Origin of the sequence: Pleionea sediminis (assembly GCF_007570825.1) — a bacterium.
GTDB classification, from domain to species: Bacteria; Pseudomonadota; Gammaproteobacteria; order Enterobacterales; family Kangiellaceae; genus Pleionea; species Pleionea sediminis.
The window spans coordinates 101,456-121,807 of sequence record NZ_SUNB01000004.1 but is presented as its reverse complement, the minus strand read 5'-3'; the positions used below and the strand labels follow the sequence as shown (position 1 = coordinate 121,807).

General features: G+C 38.0%; 24 protein-coding genes. All 24 read right to left on the bottom strand.

Features of this window, described 5'->3' with window-relative positions; translation table 11 throughout:
- Positions 1-7: 7 nt before the first annotated feature.
- Complete coding sequence (locus tag FAX86_RS15990; RefSeq protein WP_144394476.1) at positions 8-898, bottom strand: ADP-ribosyltransferase family protein; 891 nt, start codon at positions 896-898, stop codon at positions 8-10.
- Entirely contained in the window at positions 891-1,346 is a 456-nt protein-coding gene (locus FAX86_RS15985) for a hypothetical protein (protein WP_144394475.1), read from the bottom strand. Before FAX86_RS15985 ends, FAX86_RS15990 begins: the two co-directional genes overlap by 8 nt.
- Positions 1,343-2,617, bottom strand: coding sequence for a FliI/YscN family ATPase (locus FAX86_RS15980; RefSeq protein ID WP_164503620.1), 1,275 nt, complete (start codon positions 2,615-2,617; stop codon positions 1,343-1,345). The genes FAX86_RS15985 and FAX86_RS15980 overlap by 4 nt, the downstream gene beginning before the upstream one ends.
- A 5-nt stretch (positions 2,618-2,622) precedes the next feature.
- Positions 2,623-3,282, bottom strand: a complete 660-nt coding sequence (locus FAX86_RS15975) for a hypothetical protein (protein WP_144394473.1) — start codon at positions 3,280-3,282, stop codon at positions 2,623-2,625.
- A gap of 10 nt (positions 3,283-3,292) precedes the next feature.
- Positions 3,293-3,625 carry a hypothetical protein gene (locus FAX86_RS15970; RefSeq protein WP_144394472.1) on the bottom strand — a complete coding sequence of 111 codons (333 nt, stop codon included), beginning with the start codon at positions 3,623-3,625 and terminating at the stop codon, positions 3,293-3,295.
- Complete coding sequence (gene fliF, locus FAX86_RS15965) at positions 3,622-4,956, bottom strand: flagellar basal-body MS-ring/collar protein FliF (RefSeq protein WP_144394471.1); 1,335 nt, start codon at positions 4,954-4,956, stop codon at positions 3,622-3,624. The genes FAX86_RS15970 and fliF overlap by 4 nt, the downstream gene beginning before the upstream one ends.
- Before the next feature lie 8 nt (positions 4,957-4,964).
- The gene (gene fliE / locus FAX86_RS15960; protein ID WP_144394470.1) at positions 4,965-5,252 is read right to left on the bottom strand and encodes a flagellar hook-basal body complex protein FliE; all 288 of its coding nucleotides are present in this window, start codon (positions 5,250-5,252) and stop codon (positions 4,965-4,967) included.
- 1 nt (position 5,253) lies between these two features.
- Positions 5,254-5,616 (bottom strand): flagellar basal body rod protein FlgC, encoded by a 363-nt coding sequence (locus FAX86_RS15955; protein ID WP_144394469.1) that lies wholly within the window; start codon positions 5,614-5,616, stop codon positions 5,254-5,256.
- Position 5,617: 1 nt separating this feature from the next.
- The gene (locus FAX86_RS15950; RefSeq protein WP_144394468.1) at positions 5,618-5,965 is read right to left on the bottom strand and encodes a hypothetical protein; all 348 of its coding nucleotides are present in this window, start codon (positions 5,963-5,965) and stop codon (positions 5,618-5,620) included.
- 9 nt (positions 5,966-5,974) lie between these two features.
- Positions 5,975-7,090 (bottom strand): flagellar basal body P-ring protein FlgI, encoded by a 1,116-nt coding sequence (locus FAX86_RS15945; RefSeq protein ID WP_144394467.1) that lies wholly within the window; start codon positions 7,088-7,090, stop codon positions 5,975-5,977.
- A gap of 1 nt (position 7,091) precedes the next feature.
- Positions 7,092-7,661: a flagellar basal body L-ring protein FlgH gene (locus FAX86_RS15940; protein WP_144394466.1), complete on the bottom strand. Its 570-nt coding sequence runs from the start codon at positions 7,659-7,661 to the stop codon at positions 7,092-7,094.
- Positions 7,654-8,388, bottom strand: coding sequence for a flagella basal body P-ring formation protein FlgA (locus tag FAX86_RS15935; protein ID WP_144394465.1), 735 nt, complete (start codon positions 8,386-8,388; stop codon positions 7,654-7,656). The genes FAX86_RS15940 and FAX86_RS15935 overlap by 8 nt, the downstream gene beginning before the upstream one ends.
- A 7-nt stretch (positions 8,389-8,395) precedes the next feature.
- Positions 8,396-9,166, bottom strand: coding sequence for a flagellar basal-body rod protein FlgG (gene flgG / locus FAX86_RS15930; protein ID WP_144394464.1), 771 nt, complete (start codon positions 9,164-9,166; stop codon positions 8,396-8,398).
- Complete coding sequence (locus tag FAX86_RS15925) at positions 9,166-9,858, bottom strand: flagellar basal body rod C-terminal domain-containing protein (RefSeq protein WP_144394599.1); 693 nt, start codon at positions 9,856-9,858, stop codon at positions 9,166-9,168. The genes flgG and FAX86_RS15925 overlap by 1 nt, the downstream gene beginning before the upstream one ends.
- A gap of 10 nt (positions 9,859-9,868) precedes the next feature.
- A complete protein-coding gene (flhA, locus tag FAX86_RS15920) occupies positions 9,869-11,920 on the bottom strand; it encodes a flagellar biosynthesis protein FlhA (RefSeq protein ID WP_144394463.1) in 2,052 nt (683 codons plus the stop codon).
- A complete protein-coding gene (locus FAX86_RS15915; protein ID WP_144394462.1) occupies positions 11,917-12,984 on the bottom strand; it encodes an EscU/YscU/HrcU family type III secretion system export apparatus switch protein in 1,068 nt (355 codons plus the stop codon). The genes flhA and FAX86_RS15915 overlap by 4 nt, the downstream gene beginning before the upstream one ends.
- Complete coding sequence (locus tag FAX86_RS15910) at positions 12,984-13,751, bottom strand: flagellar biosynthetic protein FliR (protein WP_144394461.1); 768 nt, start codon at positions 13,749-13,751, stop codon at positions 12,984-12,986. The genes FAX86_RS15915 and FAX86_RS15910 overlap by 1 nt, the downstream gene beginning before the upstream one ends.
- 3 nt (positions 13,752-13,754) lie before the next feature.
- Positions 13,755-14,018: a flagellar biosynthetic protein FliQ gene (locus FAX86_RS15905; RefSeq protein ID WP_144394460.1), complete on the bottom strand. Its 264-nt coding sequence runs from the start codon at positions 14,016-14,018 to the stop codon at positions 13,755-13,757.
- A 4-nt stretch (positions 14,019-14,022) separates the two neighbouring features.
- Positions 14,023-15,153, bottom strand: coding sequence for a tetratricopeptide repeat protein (locus FAX86_RS15900; RefSeq protein WP_144394459.1), 1,131 nt, complete (start codon positions 15,151-15,153; stop codon positions 14,023-14,025).
- Positions 15,154-15,168: 15 nt separating this feature from the next.
- Positions 15,169-15,675, bottom strand: a complete 507-nt coding sequence (locus FAX86_RS15895) for a tetratricopeptide repeat protein (protein ID WP_144394458.1) — start codon at positions 15,673-15,675, stop codon at positions 15,169-15,171.
- Between the two features lie 528 nt (positions 15,676-16,203).
- Complete coding sequence (locus tag FAX86_RS15890; RefSeq protein WP_144394457.1) at positions 16,204-16,833, bottom strand: MalM family protein; 630 nt, start codon at positions 16,831-16,833, stop codon at positions 16,204-16,206.
- 95 nt (positions 16,834-16,928) lie between these two features.
- Positions 16,929-17,459 carry a hypothetical protein gene (locus tag FAX86_RS15885; protein WP_144394456.1) on the bottom strand — a complete coding sequence of 177 codons (531 nt, stop codon included), beginning with the start codon at positions 17,457-17,459 and terminating at the stop codon, positions 16,929-16,931.
- Positions 17,460-17,605: 146 nt separating this feature from the next.
- Positions 17,606-19,621: an NERD domain-containing protein gene (locus FAX86_RS15880; RefSeq protein WP_144394455.1), complete on the bottom strand. Its 2,016-nt coding sequence runs from the start codon at positions 19,619-19,621 to the stop codon at positions 17,606-17,608.
- A 310-nt stretch (positions 19,622-19,931) separates the two neighbouring features.
- Positions 19,932-20,297 (bottom strand): hypothetical protein, encoded by a 366-nt coding sequence (locus FAX86_RS15875; RefSeq protein ID WP_144394454.1) that lies wholly within the window; start codon positions 20,295-20,297, stop codon positions 19,932-19,934.
- Positions 20,298-20,352: the final 55 nt, after the last annotated feature.

The following is a 20,352-nucleotide window of genomic DNA, read 5'->3' as shown; positions in this document are numbered from 1 at the left end:
ATTTCACCTACAAAATATCTTGGCCATTGACTTTAATGGACATAATGGGAGACTGTTTAAAAAAATAATTTGTTAGATCTGACTTTAATTGGTTTAAATCGCCTTTAAAGCCATAATCTCTATAGTAAAGCTTGAGTTGCTGATTATTTTCTAAAATCATTAAGTTTCTGCGTTGATACTCATCGATATTGTAATGCGTACTGTTATTTTGAACCCAGCGCTGCCGCTCGTCATCCTTTGCATAAACATCGTTAGTACTTGATTGATATACATTAGAAGAAATATTGTTTAAAGACTGCTGTAAGTCACTTTTAATTACTCGGTTTACGACGGAAGGCCCCTGTTTCAGTCCAAAAGATGCATTCCCCTTTACAAGCTCAGACCTCACCGCATTTTCTACAATGCTTGTATTCTTTTCGTTTAAGTTTAATGCATAATCTTGACTCGAAAATACCATCTTACCGCTAGCAATTGATGCGTAATATACTTCAGGTATCGTTAATACTTTCGGCGATAATGATGCCTCAACATTCTCACAAAATCTACGTTCTGTAGAGTTTGAATTCATAAATGATTCAAATGAGCTTTTTGAAAGATCTAGCTTTTTAGCAGTTCGAACTTGTTCTATAAATTGAATATCTTCCTCTAGAGTATTATCTTTACTTTCTTGAACCGTATTGCGACCATTCAAAAACAACTCTGTCGTGACCACATCCTGTTTCTCTCTGTCAACAGCTTCTTGCTTTGCACGATCAAAGTTAGACTGAAGGTCACTTGAATCACTACTAAATAGTTTCGAAAAATCAAACGACGATTGTTCATTATTTGAAAAATCATTCTTTAGCAGTGTATTTGATTGGCTCGCTCCGGATTGAAGCAACAATAATAAATCAGACATTGGCATTACCTTTATTAAAAGCTGCACTGTTATCTAACTGAAATTTCTCATCACGAAGCAGCGTAATTTTACGATCTGTGATTCGCTTCTTATCAAAGTAAGTATCAATTTTTTTTCGGTTGGATACATAATTTGTTTTCGTAGCTTCAATATGATTGTTTAGCTCGCCAACTTGATGTTTTAAGTCGTGATAGTGGGTTAATTGATCGGAATATAATAGCTGCAGCGCTTGCATCTCTGATGCACTGCGTTGCCTGTCAGCATCAAGTATCGATTGAGATAATTCGTCTAGCTTTTTCATTGAGTTTTCTTGTCGCTTCAGGGTTTCTTGATATTTCTGTTCTAATTCAGAAAGCCGTGACATAAGTCGTTTCTCTTCAAGGTCAAATGATTGAAGAGCACTTTTAGCAACTCGACTCTGTTCTAAGAACTCTTGAAGCTTGCTCATCGCAACACCTCTACGTTGCCTTCATAAAACCCGTCGTTTTTCGTCATCCACTCGATGTAACTATTATAATCCTTTACTTTTCTATCTAAGCTTTCATCAACACCGGTTTTATAACCACTAATTTCAATATAATCCTTAACGGATTCATAATTCGAAACGATGGTACGTACCTTTTCGGCCTGACCAGACTGCAATTTATCGAACATATTTTCCATAGTTCGACTACGACTTTTCAAAATATCAATTGACGGATAAATACCTTTATCAGATAGTTTTCTTGATAAAACAATATGGCCATCCAAAATTGCACGCATATTATCTGAAACCGGTTCTTCTAAATCGTCGCCCTCTACTAAAACAGTGTAGATAGCGGTAATGCTGCCCTTTTCGAAATTACCAGCTCGTTCTACAAGCGATGGAAGCTGTGCAAAAACAGAAGGGGGAAAGCCACGGAGTGCAGGTGGTTCACCAACAGCTAATCCCACTTCACGTTGTGCCAATGCATGACGTGTGATCGAATCAGCAAGTAAAAGAACTTTTTTATCTTTTGCCGCAAAATACTCTGCAATTGAAGTCGCAGCGAACAGAGCATGAGAACGCGTTAAGGCGGGTTGGTCCGCACTTGCGGCAATAATGATAGTAGAATCCATCGCGCCAGATTTTTTGAAATCCTCTACGAGTTCGGCGACTTCTCTTCCTCGCTCGCCAATCATGACAACAATACGTATATCCGCTTCCATTTTTTGCGCTAAAACTTTAAACAGCGTACTTTTTCCAACACCGCTACCTGCAAAAATACCTACACGCTGTCCTTCACCGATGGGCAAAGCACTATCAAGTAAGGTCACCGAGGTCCGCAACTGCTTTGTAACTCGACTCTTGTTGAGTGGATTACTGGCTTCTGGAAATAGTGGTACTCTGTCATCGGCTTCTATTTTGCCAATATTATCCAAAGGCGTCATAAACGGATCAACAACTCGGCCTAATAAACCATCAGAAACAGGTATATCAGCTCGAGTCAGATGTTTTATAACCTCATCACCAAAGGAAATTCCAGTTACTCTACTATAGGGCATCAGTTGCAATTTATTGTCTCTAAACGCTACCACTTCAGCATTAATTTGCTGGCCACTTTTAGTTAAAATGGAACAAAAATCCCCGACGCTAGCGAAAAGACCAGAAACTTCAATAATAGTGCCCACGAATCGCTCAACTCGACCAATTTCCCGGACCAATTGTAAGTTTGATAATTTAGCGTCAAGATTAGTCATGATCATTAACCGCCTAAAATCCGAACTAACTCTTTGAGATACTTTTCATAATTAATTAAAAAGCTCTGGTGTTCGGTCTTAATTTCAATATCAAATTCGCCTAATCGAGAGTCTAATTGAAAGAGCTTTGATGTATCGTCAACCTTTTCTATCACGCCTTTCCCGCATAAAACGACACTTGAACCTTCTAAACCAAAATCTTTACCAACACCTTCAACCATAGTTTTTAAAGCTTCTTCTGAGTAGACTTTTTCAAGATACAAATCTTTAATAATACGACTAACGATGGCGATAGCCCGTTCATCCGATGACTGGCTGATAGTTTCAATAGTAGTTTTTAACGATGATGAATATTCGGTGAGTTGACTGATTGCCTCAGTCAAAGCAGACGATTTTTCTTGATAACTGCTTATAACATTTGATTCTTCTAATTCATTATTCGCTAGAAACTCTTCAACACCGAGCTTCTTACCTTCTTCTATTCCTGAAGAATAGCCCTCATCAAATGCCTTTTTCTTAGCTAACGCCAGTTCCGACTCAAACTTCTCTTTTAAAAGTTCAAGTTCACTTCTCACTGGCGCTGAAGTTACCGCTTCCTTTTCAGAAATAGAAACTTCATTTGACATACCAGGTATATCTAGAATGCGTTTACCATTAGATGACATATGCTAAGCCTTACCTTGCTCGTATTTGACTAATGAGTTCTAGCGTGTTTGAAGCTAGCTGACTGTCTGAGCTTTTAACATCCGATAATTCATAAATATTAGATGTTACTTTTTCATTAGATAAATTCGTATTGTTACTGCTTGTTGACACAAGGTCTAAAATTGATTTCATACTCATAGTTCGTAGAGATTGAGTTAATTCATTGTTGGCCAACACCATGTTGAAATGACCTAGCTCCTCTTCGTTCAAAAGCCTTTCAATCTCACTTTGCTCCACTGCATCACCTAAATATAAGCGAGCAGCAATAATAGCCTTCAACCTCTGTGTCGTAATTGGAGTCATGATGCACTCTCTAACCATTTCTTTAACTCTGAAGTTGCTTTTTGCTCATTCCGAGACCTTCTGAATCCGGCAATAAGTTGACCAAGAATAATCAGAATCATAATTACAATTGCAGCAACAACAGCGACTAAGTAATTTTGATATTCATTAATTAATGCTTCAGTCGTTTCCATTCCGACTGAACGAATCTCTTGCGGTGGAGTATCAGTCTCCATTACTAGCGTATTGTTATCGCTGGTCGTCTCAAAAACCGGCTCAGACTTTGGCGGTTGCTCAGGCATGATATCTTTAATCGATGTACTAATTTTGAGCGTATCTCCTCGCTCTTCTTGATAGCCTATTGCTGCCGCAACCAAATCAAATATCGCTTGCTTTTGATTTTCAGATAAAGAGTCATTAATAATAATTGCGCAGTTAATGCGTTCAATCTTTCCACGCGCAAATTCAATTTTTTCAATTTCTTTGCTATAGGTATACTTTTTCTCTGTTGTCGAGTTAGCATCACCTTTTACCTTTGCAGAACCACCGGATTTAGATTCTTTTGCATAAGTAACAAATACCTTTCCATCTGGAGACACCGTCTCAACTGATTTCTCTCTCTTATCGATATTCGTCACTACATTAAGAGATACTTTGAATGAGTCTTTGTCAAACCATTGTGACAGTAGCTCTTCTATTTCGCCTTTCAAAGAGCTGTCGGCATCTTCATCCATCATTAATGCATCGGATTGTGATAAAACTTTTCCTTCTTTATTTACCACAGTAACATCTTCTTTAGATAACTCATCAACCGCACTTGAAACCAAATATTGAATTCCATTAATGGATGATCGATTCAAAGCAAATCCAGGTTCTAAGTGAACCAGTACAGAAGCAGCTGCATTTTGATCTTTATTAAATAGAGTTCCCTTTTTGGGCAATACAATATGGACTCGTGCTGAAGTAACTCCTTCAATAGTAATAATCGATTTCTCTAGTTCGCCTTGTAGAGCTCGCTGAAAATTAACTTTTTGTGCAAATTCGGTCATTCCATAATCTGACTCGGTAAAGATTTCAAAGCCAACACGATCCGATTGAATAACACCTTTTTCGGCCAGTTCCATTCGTAAAAGAGGAATGATGGAAGGATCGACTAGAATCTCACCATTTTCATTACTCGAATAGCCGACACCTTGACTGTCTAAAAAGCGAATAACACTTTCTTGTTGTTTTTCAGACAACGAAGACACTAATGTTTCTTTTTGATCGGACAGAAAATACCAATAAGCAAACACAGTGCCCAAAATCAAAGCAGCTATTAAGCTTATTAATGTAACGTTTTTAGTACTCATGAAGCTTCCTAAATTTGAATTCTCGTGATTTCTTGATAAGCCTCAACGAGCTTATTTCTTACTTCAACTATCATTCCAAGTTGCATCTTGGCCTTTTCCATTGACAGCATAAGCTCATGCGTTGAAATACTTTCACCCGATGCCAGTGCGTTGAGATTGCTTTCTGCAGCATTGATCGTTTCATCAACTTCACTCAACTTTTCGATGAATAGCTCACCAACATTATTTTCAGTTGTTACACTAGACGTCTCAACTAAATTTCCTATTGCACTTATCGCGCTGATCGGCTCTATCATTTTACTTTCCTATTTCTAATGCTTTCGACTTCATATTGGACGCATTATTGTAAATACGAATATTGGCTTCATATGCCCGCTTTGCTAAAGTCATCTTCACAAACTCAGAAGCAACATCGATATCTAAATAAGTTACCATGCCCTTATCATCAGCCATTGGATTATCTGGCTCATGAACTTGTTTGGTTTTCATAGAATCCGTATTTGATTCCGATGCACCCAACAATGCTTTAAACTCAGACGAATTTGCCACTTCTGGAGAAACAGGGACATTAGCCATCGCGATCTTTTTGGAAGCCATTTCAGATACGAGCATCTGGTAATTCATGCCCAATTTGGCAATTTCACTAATCGACTCAGCCATCTTACTTACCTTTGCCCAATGCCAACTGGTACAACGCCAGGTGACGGTTATAACTTTCGATCAAAGTCGTATATCTTCCAGAAACCTGACTAGAAGTAACGACTTCTTGATCTAACTGAACTGTTTGATTGGTCGTAACGGTACGCGACTCCACAATGTTCATAACGTCAGTTGCAGACTTTGCGGATTCGGCTGAGTTCACCGCCGACAAGATTTCGGAAATATCAAAACTCCGTGAAACAGCAAGATCATTTCCCGCATTTTGAATATTTAAAGCTGTCGTTCTTTGCATATGTTCCAAGGCAGTTAATGCTTTCGAAACCGATGCTGTTATCTCATTAATTTCCATTGCAACTCCTTATTCAACGATTAGTTCGGCGTGCAATGCACCAGCACGTTTAATACTTTGTAAGATAATAATAATATCGCGTGTAGACACTTCGAGAGACTGAAGACTCTCGACCAACTTTGAGACATTCGCACCATTCTCAACATCGACAGAAGAAGCTATTTTTTCTTTAACTTCAATTTCAGTATCAGGAATTACCTGAGTATTTACACCATTATTTGCACGGCCAATAAAGAAAGGCTGAGATACTTGATATTTCGTATTGACTACGAGCTTTAAATCGCCATGTGAAATAGTGACATCAGAAATCTTTACCTGGCCACCTGCAACTATAGTTCCTGTGCGCTCATTAATAACAACACGAGCTTTAATCTGAGGAATGACTTCAATATTCTCCACTGCAGAGATTAATTTGAATTTTTCTGACATAGATAAGTTCGAAAAATGAATATTAACTTTTCCCGCATGTAAAGGCTCAGCTCGAACACCACGAAGTTTTCCATTAATAGATTCTGAAATTTTTGATACTGTCTCGAAATCAGGCTCATTCAAAATGAACTGCATTTGATTATGTTTTAAAAAGGAATCTCTGGTACTACGTTCGATTAACCCACCATCGTTTACAATACCAACGGTAGGATGATTTTTTTGAACCACAGAATCAAATGAATCGAATGCATAACCACCAACACTTAAAGGGCCTTGTGCCAATGCATAGATTTCGTTATTCGGAGCTCGTAAAGGAGTCATAATTAATGTTCCACCCGCTAAGCTTCGAGCATCTCCAATTGAAGACACTTTAATATCGATGGTGTCTCCTTTTTCAGAGAATGGTGGTAATGTTCCAGTAACCAGAACCGCTGCTACATTTCGTGAGCGAACATCTTTAGAATCGATTGTAATTCCAAAATTTTTAACCGTATTTGCAATTGATTGAACGGTCGTTTTATTCCGCGAACTATCACCAGTGCCTGCAAGCCCTACGACTAACCCATAACCAACAAGTTGATTATCTCGAATACCATCGAACCGCCCCAGCTCTTTAAGTCGAACACCACCGTTAGCGGTAGTAACAACCAATATCAAGCAAACTAAAATGCTCTTATTTAAATTGAAATATTTCATCTTAAATAATTCCTAACCATTCAAACACGGTGGCTATCCATCCAGGCTTTTGCGCATCTGACACGATACCTTTCCCAATAAATTCAATTTCAGCATTCGTAAGCCGATTAGAAACAACGGTGTTATTCGCGTTTATATCTTCTCGCCTTACATAACCTTTGATATTAATGGACTGCTTTTCTCCATTAAGAACTATAGATTGAACACCTTCAATTTTTAGTAGGCCAACGTCACTCTTTTCTGTCACTAATGCAGTAATCGTTCCTGATACAAATCCATTTCTTCGAGTCACGGCATCACCTTCGGTACCTTTGCCGATACCTACACCGAGATCATTTTCACGGGTATTATCGAATGCTTGACCTTTGAGATTAAACTCTCTCTCAGCGACTGTATTTGCACTCGACTCCGCAGTTGTTCTTTCAAAAATAAGCACCGTAACCGTATCACCAACACGATAAGCCTTATTGTCTTCAGTTAAGCTCTTATAATTATTCGCATCGAATAAATCTTCACTGCAAACGTTAATAACTGACATAATTGACATAGCCAGTAATAAATTCTTAATCATATAAAGCTAACCCCTTATCTTTGACGACAACCTTAACTTCCTTATTTGACGTTAAAAGTTTTGCCGTAATTTTTTCATTCTGGTTGCCCGAGCTCAATGCTTTGGCCCGTGCCTGAATTTGATAAAAATCACCATCAAGTAGAACATCTATGATGTCACCTGTCGTTACAGCCTTTATACTGACTATTTGACTGTCAAATAGTGCTTGATTCTTTGTTAAAGGTGTCAGTAAGCGAGAATCATTAAACGCTCCTGCGACAGTTCCTTGCAAACTTCGCTCAAAGTAACTAACAGTATCCCGATAGAACTGGTCTTTACTCACATTAGAATATTGTTCAATATCTTCCTTTGCGCGCCATATACTTTTTGTCGCCTCGACGATTACCCATAAAGAATCTTGAAAAGATTTTCCTGATAAATCATTGTATTTCGCTTTCAAACGCGTTCGCGCACCTACTTTTTGATGCTTTAAACCAGAAATGCTTTGCAGGCAAACTGGAAACGAGGTCCTCAATGTTTGATTACCTACCAGCTCTATGTTTTTAACATTCAGTTCACTGGGAGACTTTTCGTCAATGTAAGTTTTAAGTTCTTCTATTAAAGCGGGTTTACTAGAGATCAACGTTCCTGAGCACTCTTTATGAGTACTAGAAACTTCATTGGCAATCAAAACATTTGCATGCGCAATTAAAAGTAAACTCACCAACAATGACGAAATACGAATCATCAGTCATTTACCGTCTTAAGTTATTTACTGTTTCGAGTAATTGATCAGAAACCTGGATAACTCGTGCATTTAACTGGTAACCACGTTGAGCAATAACAAGATTAACCATTTCTTCAACCATTGAGACATTACTTTCTTCAGTGTAGCCTTGTAATATCTTGCCAAAACCTTCGTCTCCTGGCCGACCAACATAATTGGTTCCTGACTCTTCAGTTTCGACATATAGACCTTCACCGACTGCATTTAGGCCCTGCTGGTTGTTGAATCGAACCAAATCAATCTGGCCTAAATCAATTAGGTCAGACTCGCCATTAATAACACCTTTTACCATTCCATCAGGTGCAAATATAACGCCATCGAGATCTGGTGGAATACCAATGTTCGCTTCTAACCGATGACCTTGAGCTGTACTTAAATAGCCTTCATTATCAACTCTCAATCGTCCAATGCGTGTATATGCAATTTCACCGTCTGCATACTCAACTGCAATCATCCCCTCACCTTGTATAGCGACATCAAACGGATGTTCGGTGTATTTTAATTTTCCTGCCGTCATGTCTTGTGAAATAGAAGCAATATGAACGCCTTTTAAATCATTTGATTCTGTTGTGTTCTTTTTAGTATCTAGTTTTTCCGGTCCATACATTAGATCGACAAAATCAATTTTTGATTTTTTAAACCCAGATGTGTTTACATTAGCGATATTGTTCGAGATAACATCAACTAGTGACTTTTGAGCATTAAGGCCAGTTTCTGCGATATAAAGTGCGTTAATCATTAGCGTTTTCCTATTTCATTAATTCCGGAGTCAAGCATTTGATCGAGCGTTAATAGTGAACGCTGATTACTTTCCACATGCTTTGAAAGCATCATTAACTTGATAATTTCTTGAGACGAATCGACGTTTGAAAGTTCTAGAGCGCCATGAAGTACTTTCACGTCTGTTTCCTGAACATAATCTTCTTTAATTTCGAAAATGGAGCCTGAAGCATTCAAAACCTTTGAGTAATCTTTGATGCTGACAACCTCTACCTCTCCAATTTCTTGGTTACCTTGCTTAACTTTGCCATCTTGGGTAATTTCGATTGCACCACCCAAATCACCATCGATATAAATACCTAAATTAATTCCTGATTGGGTTTGTAACTCATTATCGGAATTTACGGAAAGTTGGAGGTTTTTACTGAGTTTTAGATTAGCTTGCGAGCGAGCGACAACAAAGAACCCTTCTCCCTGCACAGTTGCATGCAACGGATTACCCGTTACTTTTACAGTTCCTGACGTTGGGTTCATTGTTTGTTGAATTAACTTTTCACTACCACTGTTTAGAGCTTGTTCAAAGGAAACGCCTGTCGTTTTAGCAGCACGAAAACCAGGTGTTTGAGCATTAGCTACATTTTGCGATATGACGTCAACTTGTTTCATATCGCTTTGAATTGAATGTAGAATTGCTTTAATTGCATCACTCATAATTCGCTACCTATATTTGGATATTTCCGAATGTTTTAATCTGTACAGTCTCAGGTATTTCGGACAAACCTAGAACGGTTACCGATGGCATCACTCGCTCTACAAAATTCTTTAAGGGTTTTCTAAGCTGATTAGTACAAATAATTACAGGTAATTTATTCCCAGCCATCATTTTTTCGCAGCTTTTTGCAACATTTGACATTAATGAGTCCATGATGCGAGGCTCGACTAATAAAAGTCGTTGTCCTTCATTTTGTTTCACTTGCTGTACTAACGTTCTTTCCAACTCGGGATTTAATGTCAACACATTCAGGACATCTTCCTTGTCTTTCAAGTTCTCAATAATATAGGCACCCAGCTTTTGTCTGACTTTTTCCACTAGCTCTTCAGTGCCACTGTTATGCTTAGACATTTGAGCCAGTACATCCATGATCTGCTCCATTTGTCGTATCGAGACGCGCTCCTTTAAAAGCTCTTGCAATAAAGCCTGGATATCACTGTAGGTATAAACATTGGGGATCAATTCTTCTATTAACCCCTGATGTTTAGGTTTCAAACGTTCTACTAATTTTTCCGCTTCTCCACGCGTTAAAATTTTGTATGACTCGCGTTTGAGAGTCTCAGTAAAGTGTGTAATTAACAATGTAGATGGCTCAACAATGGTATAGCCGTTACCACGCGCTATGTCTTGTTTCTCTGTATCAATCCAAACGGCAGGTAAGCCATAGGCTGGTTCTTTTGTTTCAATCCCATCAATTTTATCTTTTACCGCACCAGGATTTATCGCTAAGATTTTATCAATATAGAGCTGCCCTTTACTAACAGGAATATCGTGTATACAAATTTTATACTCTTCATTATTGAGCTTTACATCCTCTGTCACCTTGACTTCTGGAATAACAAAGCCTAAATCAAGTGCAAAGTTTTTTCTCACATCTTTTATTTGCTCTAAAAGATAAGCCCCTTCCTGTTGAATATATGCTGCCAGATCATGACCAGCTTTGATTTCCAAACTATGAGACTCTAAAAGGTCGTATATATCATTCGACTCTTCGTTATCTTTTACGACGCTGTCATCAGATTCTGTTTCATCTTCAGCTTGATTCAATTTCTTATACGAAAAGTACGCCGTAACAGCAAAAACTGTGAATAAGATAAGCATCGGGAAAACAGGAAGCCCAGGAAGAAACATCCCTAAAAATAATGCCGTTGCAACAACAGCTAATGTTTTTGGATGTGCGGCCACTTGTTGAATAAGAGCACTTCCAAGTTCCGAGTCAGTCGCCGCTCGTGTAATTATTATCCCGGTCGCAACTGCAATAACCAAAGAAGGAATTTGGGTAACAATGCCATCACCAACAGTTAGCAGAGTAAATGTGTGTAACGCTTCACCCCAAGACATTCCATGTTGTACGATACCAATAGATAGTCCGCCGATAATATCTATTAGAATGATAATAATTCCAGCTATCGCATCGCCTTTGACAAATTTAGTAGAACCATCCATTGCACCATAAAAGTTGGCTTCTTTTTCTATATTTGCGCGACGCTCTTTCGCTTCTATCTCATCAATCAGCCCCATATTCATATCAGCATCGATACTCATTTGTTTACCGGGCATACTGTCCAAAGTAAATCGGGCTGCTACCTCAGCCACTCGCTGCGCACCGTTTGTTACAACAACATACTGGACAACAATTAATATAAGAAAAACGACGAGTCCAATAACATAATTGCCGCCAACCACGTAAGCACCGACAGCACCAATAACTTCACCCGCATCAGCGTCACTCAAAATGAGTCGGGTTGCTGCAATGTTTAGCGATAATCGAAATAACGTCGCAATAAGTAAAAGACTGGGAAAGGTTGAAAACTTAAGTGGCTTTTCAGTATAAAAAGTTAATAGCAAGATCAACAAAGCGAAACTGAAGTTGGTTATTAATAAAAAATCCAATACGTAAGATGGAATCGGCGTAAATAATACAACCAATATTCCTATCATTCCCAAGACAAGAAATAAGTCATGTTTTCCACTTTTAAAATTATTGAGCAAAGTGATCATGGTAACTTCTTGTCCTTCATTTTATACAACCAACGGTAAACTTCGGCAACTTCAGTGAACGATTCAGCAGGAATAAATCCCTCAATCTTAGCTTTTTTATATAAAAGCCGAGCTAATGGCGGCTTACGTAAAACAGGTTTAGAGTAACGTCTACCCTGTTCTTTTATTTTTTGAGCTAAAGGCCCTTTACCTTTAGCCAAAACGATAGGAGCACTCATCGTTTTCATATCGTACTTTAAAGCGATGGCATAATGTGTTGGATTAGTAACAATTACATCTGAATCCTTTACCTTTCCAACAGACGTGGACTTTTTTAATAATTCACGTTGAATTTCTTTCCGCTTACTTTTAACTTCTGGGTGTCCTTCGTGACGTTTATGTTCATCTTTTACGTCACGCTTACTCATTCGCATTTGACGGGCAAAGTTTTTCTTCGAGAACATCCAGTCAATAAAAATAATAACTAGCATCATAGCTTGCAGGAATACGATTCCTACAAATATCGTAGAAATTATATGTTTATGAATGGAGTCTTGAGCGACATACCCAATCTCGATAAGCGATGGCAAATATACCGTAATCCCCATGTATACAACAACACCAAAAATTACCAACTTTAAAACGGACTTGAGCAACTCGAACAAAACTTTTCTATCAAATAGCTTTTTAAAACCTTTCGCTGGATTTAATTTACTAAAATCTGGTTTTATAGGGTGGGTAGAAAAAATCGGTTTCGTTTGAATGATGTTTGCCAAAGCAGCTGAAACAACCAACAATAAAATGATAGGACCAAATATTTTAAATGATGCTGACGTGGTCTCATTAAATAGCATAAATACTGTTGAATCGCTCATTACGATTTGATCTGCTATTCGATAAATGCGAACAAACATCTCTGCAAATTCAGAAGAAACCTGATCCCAAAACGCCACAAAAATTAGAGTAAAACTAACTAAAACAACCCACGCATTAATTTCGATAGATTTGGCTACCTGCCCTTTTTTTCTAGCTTCCTTTAGTTTAAAAGGTGTCGCTTCTTCAGTTTTGTCGTATTCTTCAGCCATTAGACACCTACAAAATTTAACCAATAATCATTGAGAGTGCCGAAAATACGCTTAAACACGTTGATCATTGTCGGTGCTACCAGAGAAAAGACCACTAAACCAACGCCTATTTTTAACGGTAAACTGACAAAGTAAATATTCATTTGAGGCATTGTTTTTGCCAAGTACCCAATGACAAGGTCAAGACATAACAAACCAAGAGACACAGGCAGTACAAGTAGAAGTGCAAGTATAAACTGGGCAGCCAAGTTTGGTACCATCACCGAAAGTGCATCTGGGTATAGTAGATTACCAACGGGTGTTACAATGAAAGAAGTAAACAAGCTTGTTATTAGAGAATGGTCAACCATTAATAAAAACATCAAGAAAACCGAAACCATGGTCAATAATGTTCCTATCACAGACTCGGATTGACTGGTTGATGGATTGATTATCCCCGCTGCACCAAATCCAATTTGCATCTCTATCATTCGCCCCATCGTCATAATGGCAGACTGCGCGGCTATAAAACCAAAAAGCAACATCACACCAATAAATAACTCGTTTGCAGCAACCAATAGAAACTCTAGTAATGAGACATTAAACCAATCATTCTCAGCCGGTAGAATCGTTACAATAAGAATACTAAAGCTTACCATCATGGAAACCTTTGCAAGCTGTGGCATTCTTGCCATAGGCGTCATTGAACTACTAAAGAACAATGGTGCAAATCGAATCATTACTAATAGCCCATCAAGTACACGAATTGATAAAGTTTCGAGTAACATGACTTAAAACTGCCCTGCGGCAGTTATTAACTCAGTAGCGAAGACCCGCCACTGTGACAACATCCAATGTCCTAACATGATCAAAACGGCGACTGCCGCTATAAGTTTTGGTACAAAAGTCAATGTCATTTCTTGAATTTGCGTAACAACCTGAAATACCGAAACGATCAAACCCACCACCAGGCTTGCTCCAAGTATTGGAGCAGCAATCATAACCGCCGCTTTTAGCATTTGTGACATCAATAAGAGTGGGATATCACCTTCCATTTATTTAACCCATTTCTCTCATTTGTTTCATCATCGGTAAATACGCCATTGCGCCTTTTGATGTATCGCTCTGCATGATCTTTTCCATAATCACTTTACTTTCTTCAACATTTCCTTCTTTTTCTAAAATCAATGCCTTCGCGTAAAGTCCAGCCATTGACTCACTATCTAAACCAAGCGCACGACGCATCGATTCTTTGGCAGAGTCTAAATTGCCTTCAAAAACTGAAAGTACCGCTAAACCACCATGAGTGTCTCCAAAGTTTCGATTTAACTGGAGCGCTTTATCAAAACTACCCCTTGCACTCTTTAGGTCGTCAGTCATCATTTGAGTCCAACCGAGCAAATGCCATGTACCTATATGATCAGGCATGTGTTTAGTTGCTTGATGAAGTGATGAAATGGCTTTTTGGAAATCTAGCGACAGCATATCAAGTTGGCCTTTGCTGCTCCAAAGTCGACCTACCGTAGGATGGGCTTCTAATGCTTTGGTAACTGCATCATTTGCACTAGCTATATCTTTCATACTGATCAGTGCTGAGCTTCGTGCGATACTTGCATCCAATTGTTTGTCGTCATTCCCCAACACTTCGTTTGCAACCTGATCAGCTGCTTCATATTGTCCATCATCCAATAATAATAAACTTAATAAACCTTTCGCTTCCCAATTGGTAGGCTCTACTTGAACTAAAGCTTCTATATGTTGAATAGCAGTTTTCAATTCACCTAAATAGTGTAAGCATCGAGCAAGAAGTAATTTGAGAGTTGGTAATACACGCCATTGGTTTTCAACCAAAAGTAAAGTTTTTGAAGCTTTTTCAAATTCATGCGAAGCGAACAACGCGTAAGCATAGTTGTAACTCACTGCGACATTTTCAGGATGAGAATTGTAGGTTATTTGAAAACTTGAAACGGCTTGCTCATAATTTCCTTTCGCCATAGATAACATGCCTACTGCAAAAGCCACTTTGGGATCTTGCCGAACTGATGTTGGCATATTGCTGGCTAACTCAATTCCCTTATCAAGTTCACCCGCCGCAATACACGCGTTTAACAGATCGTTTGCCAACGAAATATTATCGGGATCTGATTGAGCAAATTTTTCGAGCCGATTTACTTGTTCCACACTACTCATGTCCTGTTCCTCTTATTATTGTTCAGACGGAGACGCTTCAACATTAATTTCGAGATTTAATGACTCAATCAACTCATTAGTAAGCTTGACATATAAATTGTCGTCTTCGGTATTACGAAGTAATTCAGAAAGTAAGAATTTCGCCGACTCTAAATCATCTTTTTCTATACAAACCAATGATTTATAATACAAAGCTGGAGCAAAGGTAGGCTCTTGAGCAAGAACCTGATCGAAAATTTCTATTGCGTTATCGGCATTATTTAAATCTCTAAGAACCAGACCTAATTGAAATCGCTCAATATAGGCATCAGGATATTTAGCCAAAAATAACTCGAATGCCTCTTTGGCCTGATCAAATAATTCAAGTTTGGCATAAGTACGCGCAAGGTGAGCAAAATCGACCGTGTCAAAATCCTTTTTCATACTGGCTGCTTTGTAGAAAACTAGAGCTTGAGCGTAACGCTCATTTCTAAACTCATTATTTCCGCAAGCCACTAATTCGACAGTTGAAAGATGCTCCATTTTATGAGGTCCCCTCTAACGCTCACTATGAGTTATACAAGAGCGTAATTGCAGTGAAATTGAGCGCGTATAATACAGAAACGCTAAATCTCATTCTATGAGTATTTGGTGTATTTAACGGTAATATTGCACATATCTAATAATTCGCTCTAAACTTTTTTCAAAATTGATGGAATGAGATATTATTAGACGATAGTTGACACAGTTAACAAATATTAATTTAAAAAACTAGGATGAATAGTTCTAATTAATTGTAAATATTAAAGAATTTTATCTATTGTATTTTCTACTAATATGAATCCATTATATAACTAAAACTGATATAGCTTGATTTACCTTGTCCCTAGGTTAATTTTTCAGAATCTTTACATTTATTTTCTAAAATAGAATCTTGTATATTATTCCACCAAAGAAGGATTTTATGCAGATTAAAGTTTATGATTTATAACAACTTACAAACGAAAATTAAAGTTAACATTAAATACAATTCTAACAGCAACGACTACTTTATTTGCGATAGTAACGAATTTACCCCTCATTATCCTTAACCAATATGTCGATTCTTCCTGTAGGCCCTAGTGGCAGCTGAAAAGTTTTTGAATCTGAAGTCGGAATGTATATTGTTCCAGACCCAGTATATACAGGTGATAAACCGGAATTGTAGTTCACAAATTCAATACGTTTATTTGGCTTACTGTTCTCAGCATAGACAATCAAATACTTCTCATCAGGCATTAAGGTTAACTGGGCGGTCATGTAACTTCCAATCCAAGGATCACTCCCCCAGGTATAGGTCCAATCTAATTCACGAACAATCTTATATTTTTCATCCAATAAAATTAACTTAGGGACAACGATATGTGCAGAAGGAAGCCAACCTCCCGTTATATAACTCTGTATTTCGAGACTTGTAGGTTCATTAACTATTTCAAGGGCGGCAAAATAACTTTTTATATCATTGAATAATCGAACTTTTTTACCTTTTCCAAGTTCAATGGTTAGTTTCTGATCCGTAATAGGTTGGTAGGTTATTTTAGATAAAGAATCGCAGCAAGCTTTGGTCGAATTTAAAACAGAAAGGTCCTTTTTTAAAGTTGAGCCACAACCGACTAATCCCAAGAAAAATATCGTTACTAATAAAAATTTAAGCCAAGACATTCGTACTTCCCTGAACCTTTCTACTGCATTTTGGCGCTAATTTTAAAGAAAACTGTCGTTAATTCCAGTGAAAATTAACATGAATCAACTCTATATCAGTCAAATAGTGTCCTTATGAATGCGTATTTTCTCGGAAATGATTTTAAATGCTCAGGGTTTGTCAAATAAAAAGCATAGGCCTCAGCAAAATCTTCACACGCGTTACGTTGCCCCAGTTCTGAAACACCGTTTTCGCTTCGATAAACTTGAGTCACCCATTCTTTCTTCTTAAAGCTGGATATTGATTTAAAATAAACATGATGTCCTATTTCATGAAAAAGAACATGAAAACACTCCGATCGCGATGTGAACCGATAAATCACAATGCTGTTGTAACCTAGAAGATATTCTCCAAGCTGAGGACCAACTCGTTGATGTCGAAGAAGAAATGAGATGTTTTTATTTGGATCGTACTTAATAACTTGTATTTTTTCGATATGCTTCACGGGTAACTGAGTTACTTTAGCAACAACATCATCAACCGGAACGAGCTGCTGATGACCAAAACCAGAGATCAATAAATTTATTGGACGGCCTGAAGAATTAGTTATACCTAATCGTTTATTGCGAACAAGCGTCTCAGTCATCAATTTGCAAATAGTTTTTGGAACAGAATTTTAAAATTATACAAATAATTACCCTAGGCGCCAATACAAGATTAAAGCAAACCCTCTTCTGTTAGTAAATCACCTAAAAACAGACTGAAAGATCCACTAAGGAATCCAACCATCATTTAGCGAACAACTTGCAGATTAGAAGCATATGTAATCGCACCATCGACTGCGGGTCGAAATTGAATTTTCGTTCCAACTTTAACTTCAATATTTGCAACATTACAATCAGCAGGAAAAAACATAATTCCAGACTTCTCAAATGCAGGGTCATCCACTTTTAACCAACCGACTCGCTCAGGATTATAATGAACCACACTGCCAGTAAATTGATAGTCGGCAGCCGAGCCCTCGAGTACTAAAGGCCCGGACTCATTAACTTTCTCAAGCGCAGTACTTAATTCCTTTTGCTTGATACTATTCTTTTTAACCGCAATATACAGCATGTGCTTTGCTCGGGTACAAGCAACATAAAACAAGCTCATCATAATTGGATTATTTAAAGGCATCTTATGTTCACTGATATTGGTTACCACAGCTATTGGCGTTTCCATCCCTTTAAAACTTTCAATCGTTGAAACAGCAATTTTGCCTTTTGGTAAAGATTGCTTTTTTTGGCGGCTATTTTTTCGCAGAGGTTTATTAAGATCGAATAATCCGTAGTTTCCAAATTTTTGAACATTTTGCAGGATTGATCCCGTCGCAAAAGGAGCACGAGCCGATAATATCGTGACTTCATGCGTGCGAATTCCTTCCTCTTCGAACAGTTTGCGACATAATATTTTCATTTGACGATTAAAATCAGCATCATCTTCATACTCAATAATTTCCGGTTTGTAACCAAAACGGCCACTATGACTTTGAAGAATTTGTTTTCCAGTTCGAAAACTTCTGGAGAATCGACTGATCTCTCGAGTTGTTCGATAATTATGGACTAGCGGAAACCAAGGTGGCTCAATAGGTAGCACATTTTCAGGCACGAAATGAGTCTCTCGACCTCCTGATCCAAAAACTCCCTGGCTACGATCAAAAAAGATGTAAAATCGACTCGGATCTTCTGCGTTCTCTTTTTCCTCCAGTAATTTTTCGATTGCCTCCCACCAAAAAGGTTGCACATCTTGTGCTTCATCACATAACAAAACGTCATAACGTACTTGAGACTGACTAATTGCTTCGGTCAAACGTTCTGGCACTCCGAACTGTATCCATTCCTCATGAGCGCCTTTAAAATCATCGGGAGCTTTATGTAAACGTACATTAAATTTACCTGCCATCTGGCTATAAGTTTTAACGTCGACACCAGATCCAATTTCCTGGATCAGAAAATCATTCATTAATCGGTTACTCGACAACATTAAGACACGCTTACCAAGTCCTCTGAAGTACTTTGCTAACATAATAGCGAGCATTGTTTTTCCAGTTCCAGCTTCACCTTCAATTCCGAGACGTGGAGAACTCGCGATAGGAGTTATTAAAGTTTCAGAAATCGATTCGATATCTTTCAGGCGAAGTTCATGGTTATCAAGATAATCGCGAATATGCAGCCGAGTCGAAAAGTGAGATCCTCTGAGTATCGAATGAACTCGCTCTCCAACATCCACAAAATTTAGAAAACGTTGTTCATGAGAACGTTTAGCCAACGATGAGAGCGTTTCTTCGAGCCGATCCATTTTAGATATACCAATAATCAACTCGGGTTCAATCGCCGCATTTTCAGGGATTTCTGACTCCAATACATTGGGGAAGCATACAGAGTGGCATACTGGTACCCGTACATTTTGCTGACGTAGATATCTTAAAAACCGGCTTTTCCAAAGCAAAACTTGTTTAAAAGGATCTTTAATCTTAAAGGACTTATCGAATCGATTGATAGAATAAAAATTTCCTTTATCGGGATCATACTTTAAGCGCCCTCCTTTCACTTCTATTACAATTATTCCATAACTGGGATGATAAAGAGCGAAATCAATTTCGTTGTCCTTCATCCCGCGATCTTGCTCGATCATGGACAACGTACATGAGCTGTACACAACCCATTGATCATCCAATTGTTTACGACATTCGTTGTAGAATTTTTCCTCTGCACTGCTCGCAAAAATAACTCGAGTAGTTTCAACATCAGGGAACATCTGCGCCATTTAGATCAATCCATTAAGTAAAATTAGTGATAGTTTAATAAGATTTAGAAAGGCATTCTGGATATAAGTCTCGGATCTCAAAATAATATAGGTAAAATCTAGAGTTAAAGAAAGAGCTTGCTAAAATTTCAAAGCAACAAAGTGTGACTTGTTTCACACATTCTTTATTTACTACTTATCAATCAGAATTGCATGCCAGATTTATCGAAAAATAGAAAATAGAGTTCGGAGTCATTCGGTCAAATAAATTACATGGCTATCTATAGTTGATGTATACAAGCCATGTTTAAACCAAAGGACATTATTTGACTTACCCAAATGGATCTTCTGCTTCCTCAATCACCACATTTGGCATTTCCTTTTGCAGAGCATCGTTAAGGTCTTGTGCAAGTAATGAGGCACTTAACCCTTCAACGACAGTCACTTCAATAATAGTTTTACAGTCATCACCTAGCTTTTTTCGATGTTCTTCATGACTTTTTACGGACGAATACCCATAGTAACTATCTAGATCATCATCATAATAAAAAGTAAGCTTCAGTTTTGACTTCTGATCCCCAGAAATAACCTGACAGACTCCTCGATCGATCACGGCATTGATTTTACGTTTATGTAACTTTTCTACGAGTTTCTCTTCACTGATTCGACACGGAAGAATATACTGAGTTCCAGCCACATTGTTTTCCTATGAAGTTAATATTTCCTCATAATTTAGTACAAGCAACTCAATT

What these genes read in the sequence shown, in the direction of transcription:
- FAX86_RS15990 (WP_144394476.1), bottom strand. Translation starts at nt 898, where the DNA reads ATGTCTGATTTATTATTGTTGCTTCAATCCGGAGCGAGCCAATCAAAT.
- FAX86_RS15985 (WP_144394475.1), bottom strand. Translation starts at nt 1,346, where the DNA reads ATGAGCAAGCTTCAAGAGTTCTTAGAACAGAGTCGAGTTGCTAAAAGT.
- FAX86_RS15980 (WP_164503620.1), bottom strand. Translation starts at nt 2,617, where the DNA reads ATGACTAATCTTGACGCTAAATTATCAAACTTACAATTGGTCCGGGAA.
- FAX86_RS15975 (WP_144394473.1), bottom strand. Translation starts at nt 3,282, where the DNA reads ATGTCATCTAATGGTAAACGCATTCTAGATATACCTGGTATGTCAAAT.
- FAX86_RS15970 (WP_144394472.1), bottom strand. Translation starts at nt 3,625, where the DNA reads ATGACTCCAATTACGACACAGAGGTTGAAGGCTATTATTGCTGCTCGC.
- fliF (WP_144394471.1), bottom strand. Translation starts at nt 4,956, where the DNA reads ATGAGTACTAAAAACGTTACATTAATAAGCTTAATAGCTGCTTTGATT.
- fliE (WP_144394470.1), bottom strand. Translation starts at nt 5,252, where the DNA reads ATGATAGAGCCGATCAGCGCGATAAGTGCAATAGGAAATTTAGTTGAG.
- FAX86_RS15955 (WP_144394469.1), bottom strand. Translation starts at nt 5,616, where the DNA reads ATGGCTGAGTCGATTAGTGAAATTGCCAAATTGGGCATGAATTACCAG.
- FAX86_RS15950 (WP_144394468.1), bottom strand. Translation starts at nt 5,965, where the DNA reads ATGGAAATTAATGAGATAACAGCATCGGTTTCGAAAGCATTAACTGCC.
- FAX86_RS15945 (WP_144394467.1), bottom strand. Translation starts at nt 7,090, where the DNA reads ATGAAATATTTCAATTTAAATAAGAGCATTTTAGTTTGCTTGATATTG.
- FAX86_RS15940 (WP_144394466.1), bottom strand. Translation starts at nt 7,661, where the DNA reads ATGATTAAGAATTTATTACTGGCTATGTCAATTATGTCAGTTATTAAC.
- FAX86_RS15935 (WP_144394465.1), bottom strand. Translation starts at nt 8,388, where the DNA reads ATGATTCGTATTTCGTCATTGTTGGTGAGTTTACTTTTAATTGCGCAT.
- flgG (WP_144394464.1), bottom strand. Translation starts at nt 9,166, where the DNA reads ATGATTAACGCACTTTATATCGCAGAAACTGGCCTTAATGCTCAAAAG.
- FAX86_RS15925 (WP_144394599.1), bottom strand. Translation starts at nt 9,858, where the DNA reads ATGAGTGATGCAATTAAAGCAATTCTACATTCAATTCAAAGCGATATG.
- flhA (WP_144394463.1), bottom strand. Translation starts at nt 11,920, where the DNA reads ATGATCACTTTGCTCAATAATTTTAAAAGTGGAAAACATGACTTATTT.
- FAX86_RS15915 (WP_144394462.1), bottom strand. Translation starts at nt 12,984, where the DNA reads ATGGCTGAAGAATACGACAAAACTGAAGAAGCGACACCTTTTAAACTA.
- FAX86_RS15910 (WP_144394461.1), bottom strand. Translation starts at nt 13,751, where the DNA reads ATGTTACTCGAAACTTTATCAATTCGTGTACTTGATGGGCTATTAGTA.
- FAX86_RS15905 (WP_144394460.1), bottom strand. Translation starts at nt 14,018, where the DNA reads ATGGAAGGTGATATCCCACTCTTATTGATGTCACAAATGCTAAAAGCG.
- FAX86_RS15900 (WP_144394459.1), bottom strand. Translation starts at nt 15,153, where the DNA reads ATGAGTAGTGTGGAACAAGTAAATCGGCTCGAAAAATTTGCTCAATCA.
- FAX86_RS15895 (WP_144394458.1), bottom strand. Translation starts at nt 15,675, where the DNA reads ATGGAGCATCTTTCAACTGTCGAATTAGTGGCTTGCGGAAATAATGAG.
- FAX86_RS15890 (WP_144394457.1), bottom strand. Translation starts at nt 16,833, where the DNA reads ATGTCTTGGCTTAAATTTTTATTAGTAACGATATTTTTCTTGGGATTA.
- FAX86_RS15885 (WP_144394456.1), bottom strand. Translation starts at nt 17,459, where the DNA reads ATGACTGAGACGCTTGTTCGCAATAAACGATTAGGTATAACTAATTCT.
- FAX86_RS15880 (WP_144394455.1), bottom strand. Translation starts at nt 19,621, where the DNA reads ATGGCGCAGATGTTCCCTGATGTTGAAACTACTCGAGTTATTTTTGCG.